Raw genomic sequence first — 16,647 nt, forward strand, 5'->3', positions numbered from 1 at the left:
TTTTATTTGCCTTTTCAATCAGAGTGGAACCGCGCCCAAAGCGTCTCTGTCTATTTATAATAGACAGGGACGCTTTTTATTGTGGAAGAAAAGTTTAGCTTTTCCTACAACGTTTACATGTTTCTAAGAAAGGAGAAAAAAGGATGTTTGAGCGAATCAAAGAAGACATAGCAGTTGTATTTGAACAAGATCCTGCAGCAACAAGTATCCTGGAAGTAGTATTAACATACTCGGGTTTACATGCTATTTGGAGTCATCGGATTGCACACGCTTTTTATAATAAGAAATTATTTTTCCTCGCACGTGTTATTTCGCAAATTAGCCGATTTTTCACTGGTATTGAAATTCACCCGGGTGCGAAGATTGGAAGACGTTTTTTTATCGACCACGGAATGGGTGTTGTCATCGGGGAAACCTGTGAAATAGGGGAAGATTGTACGATATATCAAGGTGTCACATTGGGTGGTACAGGAAAAGAAAAAGGAAAAAGACATCCTACGCTTGCCAATAATGTATTAATAGCAACTGGTGCCAAAGTGTTAGGTTCGATTACAATTGGAGAAAATAGTAAGGTGGGAGCAGGGTCTGTTGTTTTAAAAGATGTTCCAATGAACTCAACAGTAGTTGGTATACCTGGAGTAGTTGTAATTCAAGATGGAGTGAAAGTAAAGCACAATGCACATCATCAAGATTTGAATCACCAAGACTTACCGGATCCGTTCGCTGATCGATGTAGAGAGATGGAGTATGAAATAAAAAATTTACAAGAAGAAGTAGAAAGACTTAAAAAGGAAAAGGAGATAAGTATACATGGCAATACAAATTTTTAATACATTAAAACGTGAAAAAGAACCCTTTGTACCAATGGAAGAGGGAAAGGTAAAAATGTATGTTTGTGGACCAACAGTATATAACTACATTCATATCGGGAATGCTCGTCCAGTGATCGTATACGATACGGTACGAAAATATTTGCAATATCGAGGATATGAAGTAACGTACGTATCCAATTTCACAGATGTGGATGACAAAATTATTAAAGCTGCAAATGAGTTAGGTGAAGAGGTTTCTGAGTTAACGGAACGTTTTATTGAAGCTTATTTTGCAGACGTAGAGGCATTAGGATGCAACCGAGCTGATTCGCACCCTCGTGTGACCGATCACATGACCGAAATAATAGATTTTATTAAAGTATTAGAAGAAAAAGGCTATGCGTATGAATCTCAAGGTGATGTATACTACCGCACAAGAAAGTTTGAAGGTTATGGAAAGCTTTCTCACCAATCGGTCGATGATTTAAAAGTAGGTGCACGCATCGAGGCAGGGGAAAAGAAAGAAGATGCTTTAGACTTTGCATTATGGAAAGCTGCAAAGCCAGGAGAGATTTTCTGGGAGAGCCCATGGGGTCAAGGACGTCCAGGGTGGCATATTGAATGTTCGGTAATGGCTAGAGAAGTACTAGGTGATACAATTGATATCCATGCTGGTGGGCAAGATTTAACTTTCCCTCATCATGAAAATGAAATTGCACAATCGGAAGCAAGAACAGGTAAAACATTTGCGAGATATTGGATGCATAATGGCTACATTAATATTGACAATGAAAAAATGTCAAAATCACTAGGTAACTTCGTTTTAGTTAATGATATTCGTCAAAATATTGATCCACAAGTATTGCGTTTATTCATGCTGAGTGTACATTATCGTCACCCAATTAACTATTCCGGTGATTTAGTAGAACAAGCGGAAGCTGGCCTAGAACGTATCCGTACATCGTATGCAAATGTGTTACATCGCTTAGACGCGACAGCGGACTTAGGTGACCATCATGATATTTGGATGCACAAAATAGGAGAAGTAAAAGAGCAATTTATCACTGCAATGGATGACGATTTTAACACAGCGAACGGAATTGCTGCAGTTTTTGAATTATCTAAGCTAGCAAATACGTATCTATTAGAAAAACAGACTTCTGAAAATGTGTTAAAGCAATTCTTAACAATTTTTGATGAACTGACTACAGTATTGGGAATTTCTCTCCAACAAGAAAAAGAAGTATTGGATGAAGAAATTGATGCATTAATCGAAGAACGAAATCAAGCGAGAAAGGATCGCAATTTTGCTCGTGCAGATGAAATAAGAGATCAATTAAAAGAAATGAATATTATTTTAGAAGATACAGCGCAAGGTATCCGATGGAAAAGAGGATAAACTTATGACTAACTTTAAGTTATCCGATGTTAAACAATTAAACTCGTTAGCTTTAGCTTATATGGGAGATGCTGTCTTCGAACAAGTCGTTCGAGAGCATCTCATTCGTTCTGGTCGAGTTAAGCCAAACATATTGCACAGAGAAGGAACTAAGTATGTATCTGCAAAAGCACAGGCGACAATTGTTCACGAGCTTTTAGATAAAAAAATCCTAACAGAAGAGGAACTTGCGGTATTAAAAAGGGGTAGAAATGCAAAGTCTGGTACTGTACCGAAAAATACAGATGTCCAAACATATCATTATAGTACTGCGTTTGAAGCGTTAGTAGGAAGCTTATATCTAAGTGAGCAAAAAGAACGGTTGGAAGAATTACTTCTATTTTCAATTGAATTTATTGACGGACAGAAAGGGGAGAAGAAGTAAATGGCAGAGAATACAGAACAAACGGGAGAAATTATCGCTGGGAAAAACCCCGTTGTAGAAGCGCTACGTTCAGGAAGAGATATGAATAAAGTGTGGATTGCTGAAGGCATACAAAAAAGCGGAGTCTCGGAAATAATTCAATTAGCTAAGGAAGCGGGAATCATCGTTCAATTCGTTCCAAAAAAGAAATTAGATAACTTGACCGATGCCAATCACCAAGGGATCGTTGCTTCGGTTGCAGCTTATCGATATGCGGAACTGGATGATTTGTTTGAATTAGCTGCAAGTAAACAAGAAGATCCTCTTTTTATAATTTTGGATGAAATCGAAGATCCACATAATCTTGGGTCTATTATGAGAACAGCAGATGCGGTTGGGGCACACGGTATTATAATTCCAAAAAGACGTGCTGTGGGACTAACTGCAGTTGTTGCTAAGGCATCTACTGGAGCAATTGAGCATATTCCGGTGTATCGAGCTGGAAATCTAGCGCAAACGGTGGATGAGTTAAAAGAACGTGGAGTTTGGATTGCGGGGACAGATGCTACAAAGTCCACTGACTATCGTCATATGGATGCAACACTTCCATTAGCGCTTATTATTGGTAGTGAAGGTAAAGGGATGAGTCGTTTATTAAAAGATAAGTGTGATTTCTTATACCATTTACCAATGGTCGGTCATGTAACAAGTTTAAATGCGTCTGTTGCTGCGTCTATACTTTTATACGAAGTATTGCGTGTAAGACGTCCTCTTTAAGGATAACCTGATGCAAATTCTTCTTGTCGATGGTTATAATATCATCGGCGCATGGAAAGAGTTAAGAGTTTTAAAGCAAGAAAAACTACTAGACGCAAGAGACCGACTTCTGGAACTGATGGCTGAATATAAAGCGTTTACGGGTATTCGTGTAATTGTCGTATTTGACGCACATTTAGTTCCGGGAATTGAAAATAAGCAGAAGCAACGTGATGTAGAAGTTATTTTTACTCGAACAAACGAAACAGCAGATGAGCGAATTGAGAAGCTTACAAGAGAATTAAGTGGTAGAAAAATAGAAATTTATGTAGCTACTTCTGATATGACGGAGCAAAGAGTTATTTTTGGACAAGGCGCATTAAGAAAATCTGCTCGAGAATTTGAAATTGAAATGACGGCTATATCGTCGAATATAACGAAAAAAGTGAGGTATATTCAAGATAATAAGCCGTCTTCCAAGATCCCTCTAACGGACGAAATTGCAGAAATTTTCGAAAAATGGCGAAGAGGAATGAAATGATGCATTGACTGGATAAATTTTCATCCTGTATACTTGTGATAACTATCGTAAACTTGCAGAGGTGACTTCATTGGAAAAGATCGAACATAATCTACAACAATTAGATAGTTTACAAGATGAGGAGCTTGTAGAGATGGTTCATCAAGGTAACACTGAAGCGCTTGATTATTTAATTACGAAATATCGTTCTTTCGTTCGAATGAAAGGCAGATCCTATTTTTTAATTGGAGCAGACAAGGAAGATATTCTTCAAGAAGGTATGATAGGATTATATAAAGCGATTCGTGATTTTAAAGAAGAAAAGCTAGCATCCTTTCGAGCTTTCGCAGAGTTATGTATTACTCGACAAATCATTACAGCGATAAAAACTGCTACACGTCAAAAACATATTCCACTTAATTCTTATGTTTCGCTGGACAAGCCAATCTATGATGAAGAATCGGATCGGACATTGATGGATATGATTGCCGGTTCGGTAATAGATGATCCGGAAGAATTGATAATCAATCGAGAAGACTATGATTATATGGAAGAGAAAATGGCAGAAATTTTAAGTGAACTGGAACAACAAGTTCTTGCGCTATACTTGGATGGGCAGTCTTATCAAGAAATATCAGAAGAACTAAATCGGCACGTAAAATCAATTGACAATGCACTCCAGCGAGTGAAACGTAAGCTAGAGAGATATATGGAGATTGGTAGTAATTATGCCTAAACACTGGGATTTTGTTGACACTGAATTAGTAAAATGATAATCTTGAAAAAGATTACACGCCAAAAAGGTGAGAAAATGACAAAGAAAATTGTCTTGAGTTGTGAGAAATGTGGAAACCGAAATTATTCGTTTCCTACATCGAAAGAAAGTGCAACACGTGTAGAACTAAAAAAATATTGTTCGCACTGTAACGAGCATACGCTTCATAAACAAACATTATGAGTATGTAAAAAAAAGATAGATTTTCCGTGTGGAGGTTTAGCTAGAATGGCTAATGTTGGAGGATTCTTTAAAAATGTAATGTCCGAAATGAGAAAAGTGAGCTGGCCTAAAAAGAAAGAGCTTACGAAATATACAATGATTGTACTTGCAACTGTTGTAATTATGGCTGTATTCTTTGCTGTAGTAGATTTAGGGATTTCAGAACTTTTCCGTTGGTATTTGGATTTATAAAATGTAGTATGTTAATATTTTTGAAATAGCCCGTCTTATTTAAACGAACGGGTTTTTTCATTTGTCTGAGAAAAGGAGGGAAGGACGATTAGTCCGTCAACTATGGAAAAAAATTGGTATGTCGTTCATACTTACTCTGGGTATGAAAATAAAGTAAAAGCAAACTTAGAAAAACGTGTAGAAACTATGGGGATGCAAGATAAAATTTTCCGAGTATACATCCCTGAACAGGAAGAAACAGATATTAAAGATGGAAAAAAACGTGTTGTAACGAGAAAAACTTTTCCTGGGTATGTATTCGTTGAACTTATTATGACGGATGATGCTTGGTATGTAGTTCGAAATACACCTGGTGTAACAGGATTCTTAGGTTCATCAGGCGGAGGGACAAAACCAACTCCTATAGCTCCTGAAGAAGTTCAATCTATGTTAAAACAAATGGGTAATACCGAAGGTAAAGTGGAAATTGATATTGAAATCGGTGAATTAGTAGAAGTGCTAGAAGGACCATTTGCTCATTTCCAAGGTAAAGTAGAAACAATCGATACTGCTAAAGGTAAAGTAACTGTTTCAGTTGATATGTTTGGCCGTGAAACTAATATGGAGTTAGACTTCGATCAATTAACAAAGATATAATTCTTGTCGGACTGGGTACAGAAGCTTTTTAAACAATCAGAAATGATACGTTTAAATTTTGAACTAGTTCACGCCAAAAAATATTATTTTCCATTGTTACTTGCTAAAGGTTGAAAATAGTGGTATCATTTCAAAGGTCAGACTGAAAATTAGTCTGCATGAATTTTTATAATGTTATCGGCAATTCGCTGAGAGACAGATATTTGAGTGGGAGGGGCAACCCAATTACCACATCACGGACTTAAGGAGGTGTGTCTCGTGGCTAAAAAAGTGATTAAAGTTGTTAAATTACAAATTCCTGCTGGTAAAGCAAACCCAGCGCCACCGGTTGGTCCTGCATTAGGACAAGCGGGTGTTAATATCATGGGATTCTGTAAGGAGTTCAACGCACGTACTGCAGATCAAGCAGGTCTAATCATTCCGGTTGAAATTTCTGTATTTGAAGATCGTTCATTTACTTTCATTACAAAAACTCCGCCGGCAGCAGTGTTACTTAAAGTAGCAGCAGGTATTCAATCTGGATCAGGTCAACCAAACCGCGTAAAAGTGGCGACAGTGAAACGTGATAAAGTTCGCGAAATCGCAGAACAAAAAATGCCAGATTTAAATGCAGCATCTGTTGAAGCAGCTATGTTGATGGTTGAAGGTACTGCACGTAGCATGGGTATTACGATCGAAGACTAATACTTAATGTGCATTTTGATATGACGCAATTGTTTTTTGGAAGGTTGTAGTTGTTCCTAAGAATAACTGCAACCTTTACACGTGGGAGGTTTATTCCGCTAAAACCACTATCAAGGAGGACATTTTAAATGGCTAACAAAGGTAAAAAATTACAAGAAGCTACAAAACTAGTTGACCGTAATGCATTGTACTCAGTTAAAGAAGCAATCGAACTTGCTAAAAAAACGAGCACAGTTAATTTTGATGCAACTGTAGAGGTTGCTTTCCGTCTAGGAATCGATACTCGTAAAAATGACCAACAAATCCGTGGAGCAGTTGTGCTTCCAAACGGAACTGGTAAAACACAACGCGTATTAGTATTTGCTAAAGGCGAAAAACTAAAAGAAGCAGAAGCTGCTGGTGCAGACTACGCAGGTGATGTAGAATACATCAACAAAATCCAACAAGGATGGTTCGATTTCGATGTTATCGTTGCGACACCAGACATGATGGGTGAAGTTGGTAAAATCGGTCGTGTACTTGGACCAAAAGGCTTAATGCCAAACCCAAAAACAGGTACTGTTACATTTGACGTAACAAAAGCTATCGAAGAAATTAAAGCTGGTAAAGTAGAATACCGCGCTGACAAAGCTGGTATCATTCACGCTCCTATCGGAAAAGTTTCTTTCGAAGACGACAAATTAGTAGAAAACTTCTTAGCAGTATTTGAAGTAGTACAAAAAGCAAAACCAGCTGCTTCAAAAGGTGTTTACATGAAGTCTGTAAATGTTACAACTACTATGGGTCCAGCTGTAAAAATTGATACTCAATCAGTAAAATAATAATTGACAATCATAAGTCTATCTGATAAGATGACTTTTGTTGTGAAATATACATTTGTACCGAAGACAGTAGGAGTGACTTGTCACTTAATATCCTACCGAGGACATGCAAATTCAGATTCTTATTAGATGATGACTTTCTGCCTCTGTGTCTATCCGTAGATCCAGAGGCTTTTCTTTTGTCGGTATAAATGGCCAATTCTTATAGGAGGTGCCAAAATGAACAAAGCAATTGAAACTAAAAAAGTGCAAGTTGAAGAAATTGCAGAAAAGTTTAAAGCTGCTGCTTCTGTAGTAGTTGTTGACTACCGTGGTTTAAATGTTGCGCAAGTAACTGAATTACGTAAACAACTTCGTGAAGCTGGTGTGGAATTTAAAGTTTACAAAAACTCACTTACACGCCGCGCGACTGAATTTGCTGGTGTTGACGGGATTAATGAACATCTTGTTGGTCCTAATGCTGTAGCATTTTCTAACGAAGACGTAGTTGCACCTGCAAAAATCATTAACGATTTTGCTAAAAAGAACGAACAGCTTGAAATTAAAGCTGGTATCATCGAAGGTACTGTAGCATCTGCTGAGGACGTTAAAGCATTAGCAGAACTTCCATCACGCGAAGGTCTTCTTTCTATGCTTCTATCTGTACTTCAAGCACCAATGCGCAACATTGCGCTTGCAACAAAAGCTGTTGCAGAACAAAAAGAAGAGCAAGGCGCATAATTATTGCGGCTTAACAATTAAAATAAGGCAAATAGCCTAAATTATCCATTATAGGAGGAAAACAAAATGAGTAAAGAACAAATCTTAGACGCTATCAAAGAAATGACAGTTCTAGAATTAAACGACTTAGTAAAAGCAATCGAAGAAGAATTTGGTGTAACAGCTGCTGCTCCAGTAGCAATGGTTGCAGGTGGCGGTGCTGCTGCAGCTGAAGAGCAAACTGAATTTGATGTAATCCTTGCTTCTGCTGGAGATCAAAAAATCAAAGTAATCAAAGTAGTACGTGAAATCACTGGTCTTGGCTTGAAAGAAGCTAAAGAATTAGTAGATAACGCTCCAAAACCACTTAAAGAAGGCATTTCTAAAGATGAAGCGGAAGCTTTCAAAGCTCAACTTGAAGAAGTTGGCGCTAACGTAGAAGTTAAGTAATTTTGTACAGTATGAAGAAAAAAGCTCGTCATTTACCGACGGGCTTTTCTTCGTATGTATATTATGGAGGGTTATTCGGTGTCTGATCACTATTACTCTAGAAAACCTCAAACTGAAAGTAAACCACGTCACTGGAATTTTACGTTACTTGGACATAATTTTCGGTTTGAAACAGATGCTGGTGTATTTAGTAAAAGCGAAGTAGATTTTGGCTCCCGTGTATTAATCGATGCTTTTGAAGCGCCGGAACGAGAAGGAGACTTTCTCGATGTAGGGTGTGGATACGGCCCGATCGGTCTTTCCATTGCGAAAGCAAATGAAGGAAGAACAGTTCATTTAGTAGATGTTAACACACGTGCAATCCAACTTGCAGAAAAAAATGCTGCTGCGAACGGGATACAAAATGTACGAATCTATGAAAGTGATGGGTTGTCAGCAGTAAACACTGCAAACTTTGCGGCTATAATAACTAATCCACCGATTCGCGCTGGAAAAGAAACTATTTTTCGTTTTTACAATGAATCCTATGAAAAGTTGGTTTCAGGGGGAGAATTGTGGGTTGTGATTCAAAAGAAACAAGGGGCACCATCTACTTTTAGTCATTTGGAAGAGATTTTTGGTCAAGTGAAAGTAGTAGTTAAAGTCAAAGGATATTGGATTTTAAAGGCTACAAAAGATTGACTTGACAAAATCGCTATGATATTATAATAAAATGCAAAAATATTATTTTGAGGTAGTATGCCCTTTTGAATTAAATGGAGTAAATATGGGTATACTGGCCGAGAAAAAGTTTGATTAATAAAAAATGAGCTCTTAATTTAGAACTCGTTTTCTTTTTGTCTTTCGATATCATACACTAATTTGTTCATATCGAAAAGACCCAATTATAGCTTTATTGAGGGGTGAATGAGTTGACAGGTCAACTAGTTCAGTACGGACAACACCGCCACCGCAGAAGTTTTGCGCGTATTAGTGAGGTGCTTGAACTTCCGAATTTAATCGAAATTCAAACAGCATCTTACGAATGGTTCCTTGAAGAAGGTTTACGTGAAATGTTCAGAGACATTTCTCCAATCGAGGACTTTACAGGCAATCTATCACTTGAATTTGTCGACTATAGTTTAAATGATCCGAAATATTCAGTCGACGAATCAAAAGAACGTGACGCAACATACGCTGCTCCATTGCGCGTAAAAGTACGTCTCCACAACAAAGAAACGGACGAAGTGAAAGAACAAGATGTCTTTATGGGTGATTTCCCACTAATGACTGAAACTGGTACTTTCGTTATAAATGGTGCTGAGCGCGTAATCGTATCTCAGTTAGTCCGTTCACCAAGTGTTTACTTCCACGACAAGACAGACAAAAACGGTAAAAAAGGTTTTGGAGCAACAGTTATTCCGAACCGTGGTGCATGGTTAGAATACGAAATCGACGCAAAAGACGTTGTATATGTTCGTATCGACCGCACAAGAAAATTGCCGGTTACTGTTTTACTTCGCGCATTAGGTTTTGGATCAGATCAAGAAATCATCGATTTAATTGGTGATAATGAATATTTACGTAACACGCTTGAAAAAGACAACACGGAAACGACTGAAAAAGCGTTACTTGAAATCTATGAGCGTCTACGTCCTGGTGAGCCACCAACTGTTGAAAGTGCAAAGAGCTTGTTATATTCACGCTTCTTTGACCCAAAACGCTATGATCTAGCAAACGTTGGTCGTTACAAAATGAACAAAAAATTGCATATTAAAAATCGTTTGTTTAACCAAACAATAGCGGAAACGCTAGTGGATCCAGAAACAGGAGAAATTTTAGTAGAAGCTGGTACTCTTATTGATCGAAGAGTATTAGATCGACTAATTCCTCATTTGGAAAATGGAATCGGATTTAGAACATTATCTCAAGTAGGTGGTGTTTTAGAAGATGATATTACAATTCAATCGATTAAAATATATGCGCCAAATGATGAAGAACAAAAAGAAATCAATGTAATTAGCAATGCGTATGTGGAAAATGAAGTTAAAAACATAACGCCTGCTGATATCGTTTCTTCTATTGGTTATTTCTTTAACCTATTATTTAATGTTGGAAACACAGATGATATTGATCATCTTGGTAACCGTCGTTTACGTTCAGTTGGAGAATTACTACAAAACCAATTCCGTATTGGTCTTTCTCGTATGGAACGTGTAGTACGTGAGCGTATGTCTATCAACGATACACAATCAATTGTTCCACAACAGTTGATCAATATTCGTCCAGTTATTGCATCTATTAAAGAATTCTTTGGTAGCTCGCAATTATCTCAGTTCATGGACCAAACAAATCCACTTGCTGAACTTACGCACAAACGTCGTCTATCAGCTCTTGGACCAGGTGGTTTAACACGTGAACGTGCTGGCTTTGAAGTACGTGACGTTCATTATTCTCACTATGGTCGTATGTGTCCGATTGAAACACCTGAGGGACCAAACATTGGTCTTATTAACTCACTTTCTAGCTTTGCAAAAGTGAATAAATTTGGTTTTATTGAAACTCCATACCGTCGTGTTGACCCTGAAACAGGTCTAGTAACTTCTCGTATTGATTATCTAACTGCTGATGAAGAGGATAACTATGTGGTAGCGCAAGCAAATTCTCTATTAACAGATGAAGGTGCATTTGCGAAAGAAGAAGTAGTAGGACGTTTCCGTGGCGATAACACAGTATTTAGAAGAGAACAAATCGATTACATGGACGTTTCGCCGAAACAAGTAGTTTCTGCTGCAACTGCATGTATTCCTTTCTTAGAAAATGATGACTCGAACCGTGCCCTAATGGGAGCGAACATGCAACGTCAAGCTGTTCCATTGTTAAATCCTGAAGCACCATTTGTTGGAACAGGAATGGAACATGTGAATGCGCGTGATTCTGGTGCTGCTGTAATTGCAAAGTATCATGGAATTGTTGAGCATGTTGAAGCTAAAGAAATTAGAGTTCGTCGCATCGAAGAAGTGGATGGAAAAGAAGTAAAAGGTGATTTAACTTCTTACAAAGTGCACAAATTTGAACGTTCGAATCATGGTACATCGATTAACCAGCGTCCAATTGTGAAAGTTGGAGATCGTGTTAAACCACTTGATATTCTTGCAGATGGTCCATCTATGGAAAAAGGAGAATTAGCATTAGGTCGTAACGTGCTAGTTGCCTTTATGACATGGGATGGTTACAACTATGAGGATGCTGTTATTATGAGTGAACGTCTCGTGAAAGACGATGTATATACTTCAGTGCATATTGAAGAATATGAATCAGAATCACGTGATACGAAGCTTGGGCCAGAAGAAATTACGAGAGACATTCCAAACGTCGGAGAAGATGCATTACGCAATTTAGATGATCGTGGAATTATCCGTATCGGTGCTGAAGTTCGTGATGGTGACATCTTAGTTGGTAAAGTAACACCAAAAGGGGTTACAGAACTTACTGCAGAAGAACGTTTACTTCATGCTATCTTTGGTGAAAAAGCTCGAGAAGTTCGCGATACATCTCTACGTGTACCACATGGTGCTGGCGGGATTATCTTAGATGTAAAAGTGTTTAATCGTGAAGATGGTGATGAGCTATCTCCAGGAGTTAACCAATTAGTTCGCGCTTATATTGTTCAAAAACGTAAAATTTCCGTTGGGGATAAAATGGCTGGACGTCATGGTAACAAAGGTGTTATCTCGCGTATCCTTCCAGAAGAAGATATGCCATTCCTTCCAGATGGAACACCAGTTGATATCATGTTAAATCCACTTGGTGTACCTTCACGTATGAACATTGGTCAAGTATTAGAGCTTCACTTAGGTATGGCTTCTAGACTTTTAGGTGTTCATATGGCTTCACCAGTATTTGATGGTGCCAACGAAGAAGACGTTTGGAATACGATGGAAGAAGCAGGACTTAACCGTGATGGTAAAACTATTTTATACGATGGTCGTTCAGGCGAACCATTTGATAACCGCGTTTCTGTAGGGGTTATGTATATGATCAAACTTGCCCACATGGTTGATGATAAACTTCATGCTCGTTCAACTGGACCTTACTCACTAGTTACGCAACAACCTCTTGGAGGGAAAGCGCAATTTGGTGGTCAGCGTTTCGGAGAGATGGAAGTATGGGCACTTGAAGCTTATGGTGCTGCTTATACATTGCAAGAAATTTTAACTGTTAAATCCGATGACGTTGTTGGGCGTGTAAAAACGTATGAAGCAATTGTTAAAGGTGAAAGTGTACCAGAACCTGGAGTTCCAGAATCATTCAAAGTATTGATTAAAGAATTACAAAGTTTAGGTATGGACGTTAAAATGTTAACGATTGACGAAGAAGAAATTGAACTTCGTGATTTAGATGAAGATGACGATATTCCTGCTGCTGATGCGCTTGGAATTTTGCCACATGCGAATGAAGAGGAACCAGTCGGTACAGCGGAATAAGAAATAAAATAGAAATCGGACAGGTGATGCCTGTCCGTATTTCCGTATAAAATTGCATAATGCAGAGCTACTTGGAATGTCTTTCAAAGACACAAGACTAAAGGGAGGTAGGCTCCTTGATAGATGTTAATAATTTTGAGTATATGAAAATTGGTTTAGCTTCACCTGATAAAATTCGTTCATGGTCTTACGGGGAAGTAAAAAAACCTGAAACAATCAACTATCGAACACTAAAGCCGGAAAAAGACGGGCTATTTTGTGAACGTATTTTTGGTCCTACAAAAGACTGGGAATGCCACTGTGGTAAATACAAACGAGTTCGTTACAAAGGTGTAGTATGTGATCGATGTGGAGTGGAAGTAACACGTGCAAAAGTACGTCGTGAACGCATGGGACATATCGAATTAGCTGCACCAGTTTCACATATTTGGTATTTCAAAGGTATTCCGAGCCGTATGGGTCTAATTTTGGATATGTCTCCAAGATCACTTGAAGAGGTAATTTATTTTGCTTCTTATGTAGTAATCGAACCTGCGGATACACCACTTGAAAAGAAACAATTACTTTCTGAAAAAGAATATCGTGCATACCGTGATAAGTTTGGGACGAAATTCCAAGCCGCAATGGGTGCAGAAGCGATTAAACGTCTACTTCAAGAGATTGATTTAGAAAGTGAAACGGAAAACTTAAAAGAAGAGTTGAAAACTGCTCAAGGTCAACGTCGTACTCGTGCAATTAAACGTTTAGAAGTCGTGGAATCTTTCCGTAATTCTGGCAACAAACCAGATTGGATGATTCTAGATGTACTTCCGGTAATTCCACCAGAATTACGTCCAATGGTTCAATTAGATGGTGGACGTTTTGCTACATCTGACTTAAACGATTTGTACCGTCGAGTGATCAACCGTAATAACCGTTTAAAACGTTTGTTGGATCTTGGTGCTCCAAGCATCATCGTGCAGAACGAAAAACGTATGTTACAAGAAGCTGTAGATGCATTGATTGATAATGGTCGTCGTGGCCGTCCTGTTACAGGTCCTGGTAACCGTCCATTGAAATCACTTTCTCATATGCTAAAAGGGAAACAAGGTCGTTTCCGTCAAAACTTACTTGGTAAACGTGTAGACTATTCTGGTCGTTCGGTTATCGTAGTAGGTCCAAACTTAAAAATGTATCAATGTGGTCTTCCAAAAGAAATGGCTATTGAACTATTCAAACCATTTGTTATGAAAGAATTAGTTGAACGTGGGTTAGCTCACAACATTAAGAGTGCAAAGCGTAAAATTGAAAGAATGCACACAGAAGTTTGGGATGTACTAGAAGATGTAATTAAGGAGCATCCGGTTTTATTAAACCGCGCACCTACTCTTCACCGTCTAGGTATTCAAGCATTTGAACCAACATTAGTAGAAGGCCGTGCTATTCGTCTTCACCCTCTAGTATGTACAGCATATAATGCTGACTTTGATGGTGACCAAATGGCTGTTCACGTTCCTTTATCAGCAGAAGCTCAAGCGGAAGCTCGTTTACTAATGCTTGCAGCACAAAACATTTTGAACCCGAAAGATGGAAAACCAGTTGTTACACCATCTCAAGATATGGTTTTAGGAAACTATTACTTAACACTTGAGCGTAAAGGTGCTACTGGAGAAGGTTCAACTTTCTATGGTCCACAAGAAGTTCTAATTGCATACAATACTGGTCATGTACATTTGCATACACGTATTGCAATCGCTGCATCATCACTAAATAACCAAACGTTTACGGAAGAACAAAACAAAATGTTATTATTAACGACGGTTGGTAAAGTAATTTTTAATGAAATACTACCAGAAACGTTCCCGTATATTAACGAACCTACGGATTTCAATTTACAAATTGAAACTCCTGAAAAATACTTTGTTTCTACAACTACTGATGTGAAGAAACATATTGAATCTATGGAACTTGTTCAACCATTTAAGAAAAAAATCCTTGGAAATATCATTGCTGAAGTATTTAAACGTTTCCATATCACGGAAACTTCTAAAATGCTTGACCGTATGAAGGCGCTAGGATTTAAATATTCTACTAAAGCCGGAATTACAATTGGTATTTCTGATATTGTCGTACTTCCAGACAAAGGTGAAATTCTTGAAGAAGCACAAGGTAAAGTGGATAAAGTAATGAAACAATTCCGCCGTGGTCTTATCACGGAAGAAGAACGCTATGCTAGCGTTATCGGACATTGGAGTAAAGCAAAAGAAGTTATTCAAGATAAACTGATGAAATCACTTGATAATATGAACCCTATCTTCATGATGAGTGACTCAGGTGCCCGTGGTAACGCATCTAACTTCACCCAACTTGCGGGTATGCGTGGACTGATGGCCAACCCGGCTGGACGTATTATCGAACTTCCGATTAAATCATCTTTCCGTGAAGGATTAACGGTACTTGAATACTTCATCTCAACACACGGTGCTCGTAAAGGTCTTGCCGATACAGCGCTTAAAACTGCCGATTCTGGTTACTTGACTCGTCGTCTAGTAGACGTTGCACAAGATGTAATTGTTCGAGAAGATGACTGTGGAACAGATCGTGGTTTACTAATAGGTTCATTGATGGAAGGTACAGAAGTTATTGAGGAGTTTGGCGAACGTATTGTTGGTCGTCATACGAAGAAAACTATTTACCATCCAACTACAAATGAAGTTATTTTAGCAAGAGACGGACTTATTACTCAAGATATCGCTCGTCTAATTGAAGAAGCAGGTATCGAAGAGTTAACAATCCGTTCAGCATTTACATGTAATACAAAACATGGTGTATGTAAAAAATGTTACGGCTTAAACTTAGCAACTGGAGATACGGTAGAAGTTGGGGAAGCGGTAGGTATTATTGCAGCTCAATCAATCGGAGAACCAGGTACTCAGTTAACGATGCGTACATTCCATACAGGTGGGGTTGCTGGAGACGATATTACACAAGGTCTTCCACGTATCCAAGAGATTTTTGAAGCTCGTAATCCTAAAGGTCAAGCTGTTATTTCTGAAATTACAGGTATTGTTACTGAAATTGATGAAATTAGAGAAGGTCAAAAAGAAATTACAATTCAAGGTAATGTAGAAACTCGTAAATATTTAGCTCCGTACAATGCTCGTTTGAAAGTTCAAGTAAACGATGCAATTCAACGAGGACAGGTATTAACAGAAGGTTCTGTAGATCCAAAAGAATTGTTGAAAGTAAAAGATGTTTCTACTGTTCAAGAGTACTTACTAAAAGAAGTACAAAAAGTTTACCGTATGCAAGGGGTAGAAATCGGAGACAAACACATCGAAGTAATGGTTCGCCAAATGCTTCGTAAAGTTCGCGTAATCGAGGCTGGAGAGACAGATCTATTACCAGGTTCATTACTCGATATCCATCAATTTGCAGATGCAAATAAAGAAGCAGTGTTGAACGGGAAAATTCCTGCAACTTGCCGCCCAGTTATTCTTGGTATTACTAAAGCTTCTCTTGAAACAGAATCATTCTTATCTGCAGCGTCATTCCAAGAAACGACTCGTGTCTTAACAGATGCAGCAATCAAAGGAAAACGTGATGAGTTATTAGGATTAAAAGAAAACGTAATTATCGGGAAACTAGTTCCAGCTGGTACAGGTATGCAACGTTATCGCCAAATCGAAATCACTACTAATCAAGCAGACAAAGGTAAAGAAGCAGTAAGCGCTGAATAAAAAATAAATATTAGGGAGAGAGTTCTCCCTAATATTTTAATGTTTATTGTTGACACCTTATTATATGAATGATAATATATTTAAGGTTGATAG

At 38.1% G+C, this 16,647-nt stretch carries 16 protein-coding genes and 2 other annotated features (1 of these 18 running past the window's edge); all 16 genes read left to right on the forward strand.

Going from position 1 to position 16,647, the window contains the following annotated elements; genetic code table 11:
- Positions 1–51 (forward strand) — a binding site (T-box leader); it begins 172 nt to the left of the window's first position.
- Between the two features lie 92 nt (positions 52–143).
- The 16 genes from cysE to rpoC all read left to right on the forward strand — a co-directional run bounded on the left by cysE (position 144) and on the right by rpoC (position 16,554).
- On the forward strand, positions 144–830 hold the full coding sequence (gene cysE / locus P2Q73_RS17810; protein WP_056831197.1) for a serine O-acetyltransferase: 687 nt from the start codon (positions 144–146) through the stop codon (positions 828–830).
- A complete protein-coding gene (cysS, locus tag P2Q73_RS17815; RefSeq protein WP_056831195.1) occupies positions 811–2,211 on the forward strand; it encodes a cysteine--tRNA ligase in 1,401 nt (466 codons plus the stop codon). Before cysE ends, cysS begins: the two co-directional genes overlap by 20 nt.
- A 4-nt stretch (positions 2,212–2,215) precedes the next feature.
- Entirely contained in the window at positions 2,216–2,635 is a 420-nt protein-coding gene (locus P2Q73_RS17820; protein ID WP_053591295.1) for a Mini-ribonuclease 3, read from the forward strand.
- Positions 2,636–3,391, forward strand: a complete 756-nt coding sequence (rlmB, locus tag P2Q73_RS17825; RefSeq protein WP_053591296.1) for a 23S rRNA (guanosine(2251)-2'-O)-methyltransferase RlmB — start codon at positions 2,636–2,638, stop codon at positions 3,389–3,391.
- 10 nt (positions 3,392–3,401) lie between these two features.
- A complete protein-coding gene (locus tag P2Q73_RS17830) occupies positions 3,402–3,911 on the forward strand; it encodes an NYN domain-containing protein (protein WP_053591297.1) in 510 nt (169 codons plus the stop codon).
- Between the two features lie 70 nt (positions 3,912–3,981).
- Complete coding sequence (gene sigH, locus P2Q73_RS17835) at positions 3,982–4,626, forward strand: RNA polymerase sporulation sigma factor SigH (protein ID WP_053591298.1); 645 nt, start codon at positions 3,982–3,984, stop codon at positions 4,624–4,626.
- 75 nt (positions 4,627–4,701) lie between these two features.
- Complete coding sequence (gene rpmG / locus P2Q73_RS17840) at positions 4,702–4,848, forward strand: 50S ribosomal protein L33 (protein ID WP_082355294.1); 147 nt, start codon at positions 4,702–4,704, stop codon at positions 4,846–4,848.
- 45 nt (positions 4,849–4,893) lie between these two features.
- Entirely contained in the window at positions 4,894–5,079 is a 186-nt protein-coding gene (gene secE / locus P2Q73_RS17845; protein ID WP_053591299.1) for a preprotein translocase subunit SecE, read from the forward strand.
- Positions 5,080–5,181: 102 nt separating this feature from the next.
- A complete protein-coding gene (gene nusG / locus P2Q73_RS17850; protein WP_053591300.1) occupies positions 5,182–5,715 on the forward strand; it encodes a transcription termination/antitermination protein NusG in 534 nt (177 codons plus the stop codon).
- 258 nt (positions 5,716–5,973) lie between these two features.
- The gene (gene rplK, locus P2Q73_RS17855; protein WP_053591301.1) at positions 5,974–6,399 is read left to right on the forward strand and encodes a 50S ribosomal protein L11; all 426 of its coding nucleotides are present in this window, start codon (positions 5,974–5,976) and stop codon (positions 6,397–6,399) included.
- Positions 6,400–6,527: 128 nt separating this feature from the next.
- On the forward strand, positions 6,528–7,220 hold the full coding sequence (rplA, locus tag P2Q73_RS17860) for a 50S ribosomal protein L1 (protein ID WP_053591302.1): 693 nt from the start codon (positions 6,528–6,530) through the stop codon (positions 7,218–7,220).
- A 42-nt stretch (positions 7,221–7,262) separates the two neighbouring features.
- Positions 7,263–7,407, forward strand: a sequence feature (ribosomal protein L10 leader region).
- A gap of 32 nt (positions 7,408–7,439) precedes the next feature.
- A complete protein-coding gene (rplJ, locus tag P2Q73_RS17865; RefSeq protein ID WP_053591303.1) occupies positions 7,440–7,940 on the forward strand; it encodes a 50S ribosomal protein L10 in 501 nt (166 codons plus the stop codon).
- Positions 7,941–8,006: 66 nt separating this feature from the next.
- Positions 8,007–8,369 carry a 50S ribosomal protein L7/L12 gene (gene rplL / locus P2Q73_RS17870; RefSeq protein ID WP_053591304.1) on the forward strand — a complete coding sequence of 121 codons (363 nt, stop codon included), beginning with the start codon at positions 8,007–8,009 and terminating at the stop codon, positions 8,367–8,369.
- 78 nt (positions 8,370–8,447) lie between these two features.
- The gene (locus P2Q73_RS17875) at positions 8,448–9,050 is read left to right on the forward strand and encodes a class I SAM-dependent methyltransferase (RefSeq protein WP_056831193.1); all 603 of its coding nucleotides are present in this window, start codon (positions 8,448–8,450) and stop codon (positions 9,048–9,050) included.
- Positions 9,051–9,280: 230 nt separating this feature from the next.
- Positions 9,281–12,835, forward strand: a complete 3,555-nt coding sequence (gene rpoB, locus P2Q73_RS17880; protein WP_053591306.1) for a DNA-directed RNA polymerase subunit beta — start codon at positions 9,281–9,283, stop codon at positions 12,833–12,835.
- A gap of 116 nt (positions 12,836–12,951) precedes the next feature.
- On the forward strand, positions 12,952–16,554 hold the full coding sequence (rpoC, locus tag P2Q73_RS17885) for a DNA-directed RNA polymerase subunit beta' (protein ID WP_053591307.1): 3,603 nt from the start codon (positions 12,952–12,954) through the stop codon (positions 16,552–16,554).
- Positions 16,555–16,647 lie beyond the last annotated feature (93 nt).

Source organism: Bacillus sp. Cr_A10 (genome assembly GCF_029222665.1).
In the GTDB taxonomy this organism is placed as follows: domain Bacteria; phylum Bacillota; class Bacilli; order Bacillales_A; family Planococcaceae; genus Psychrobacillus.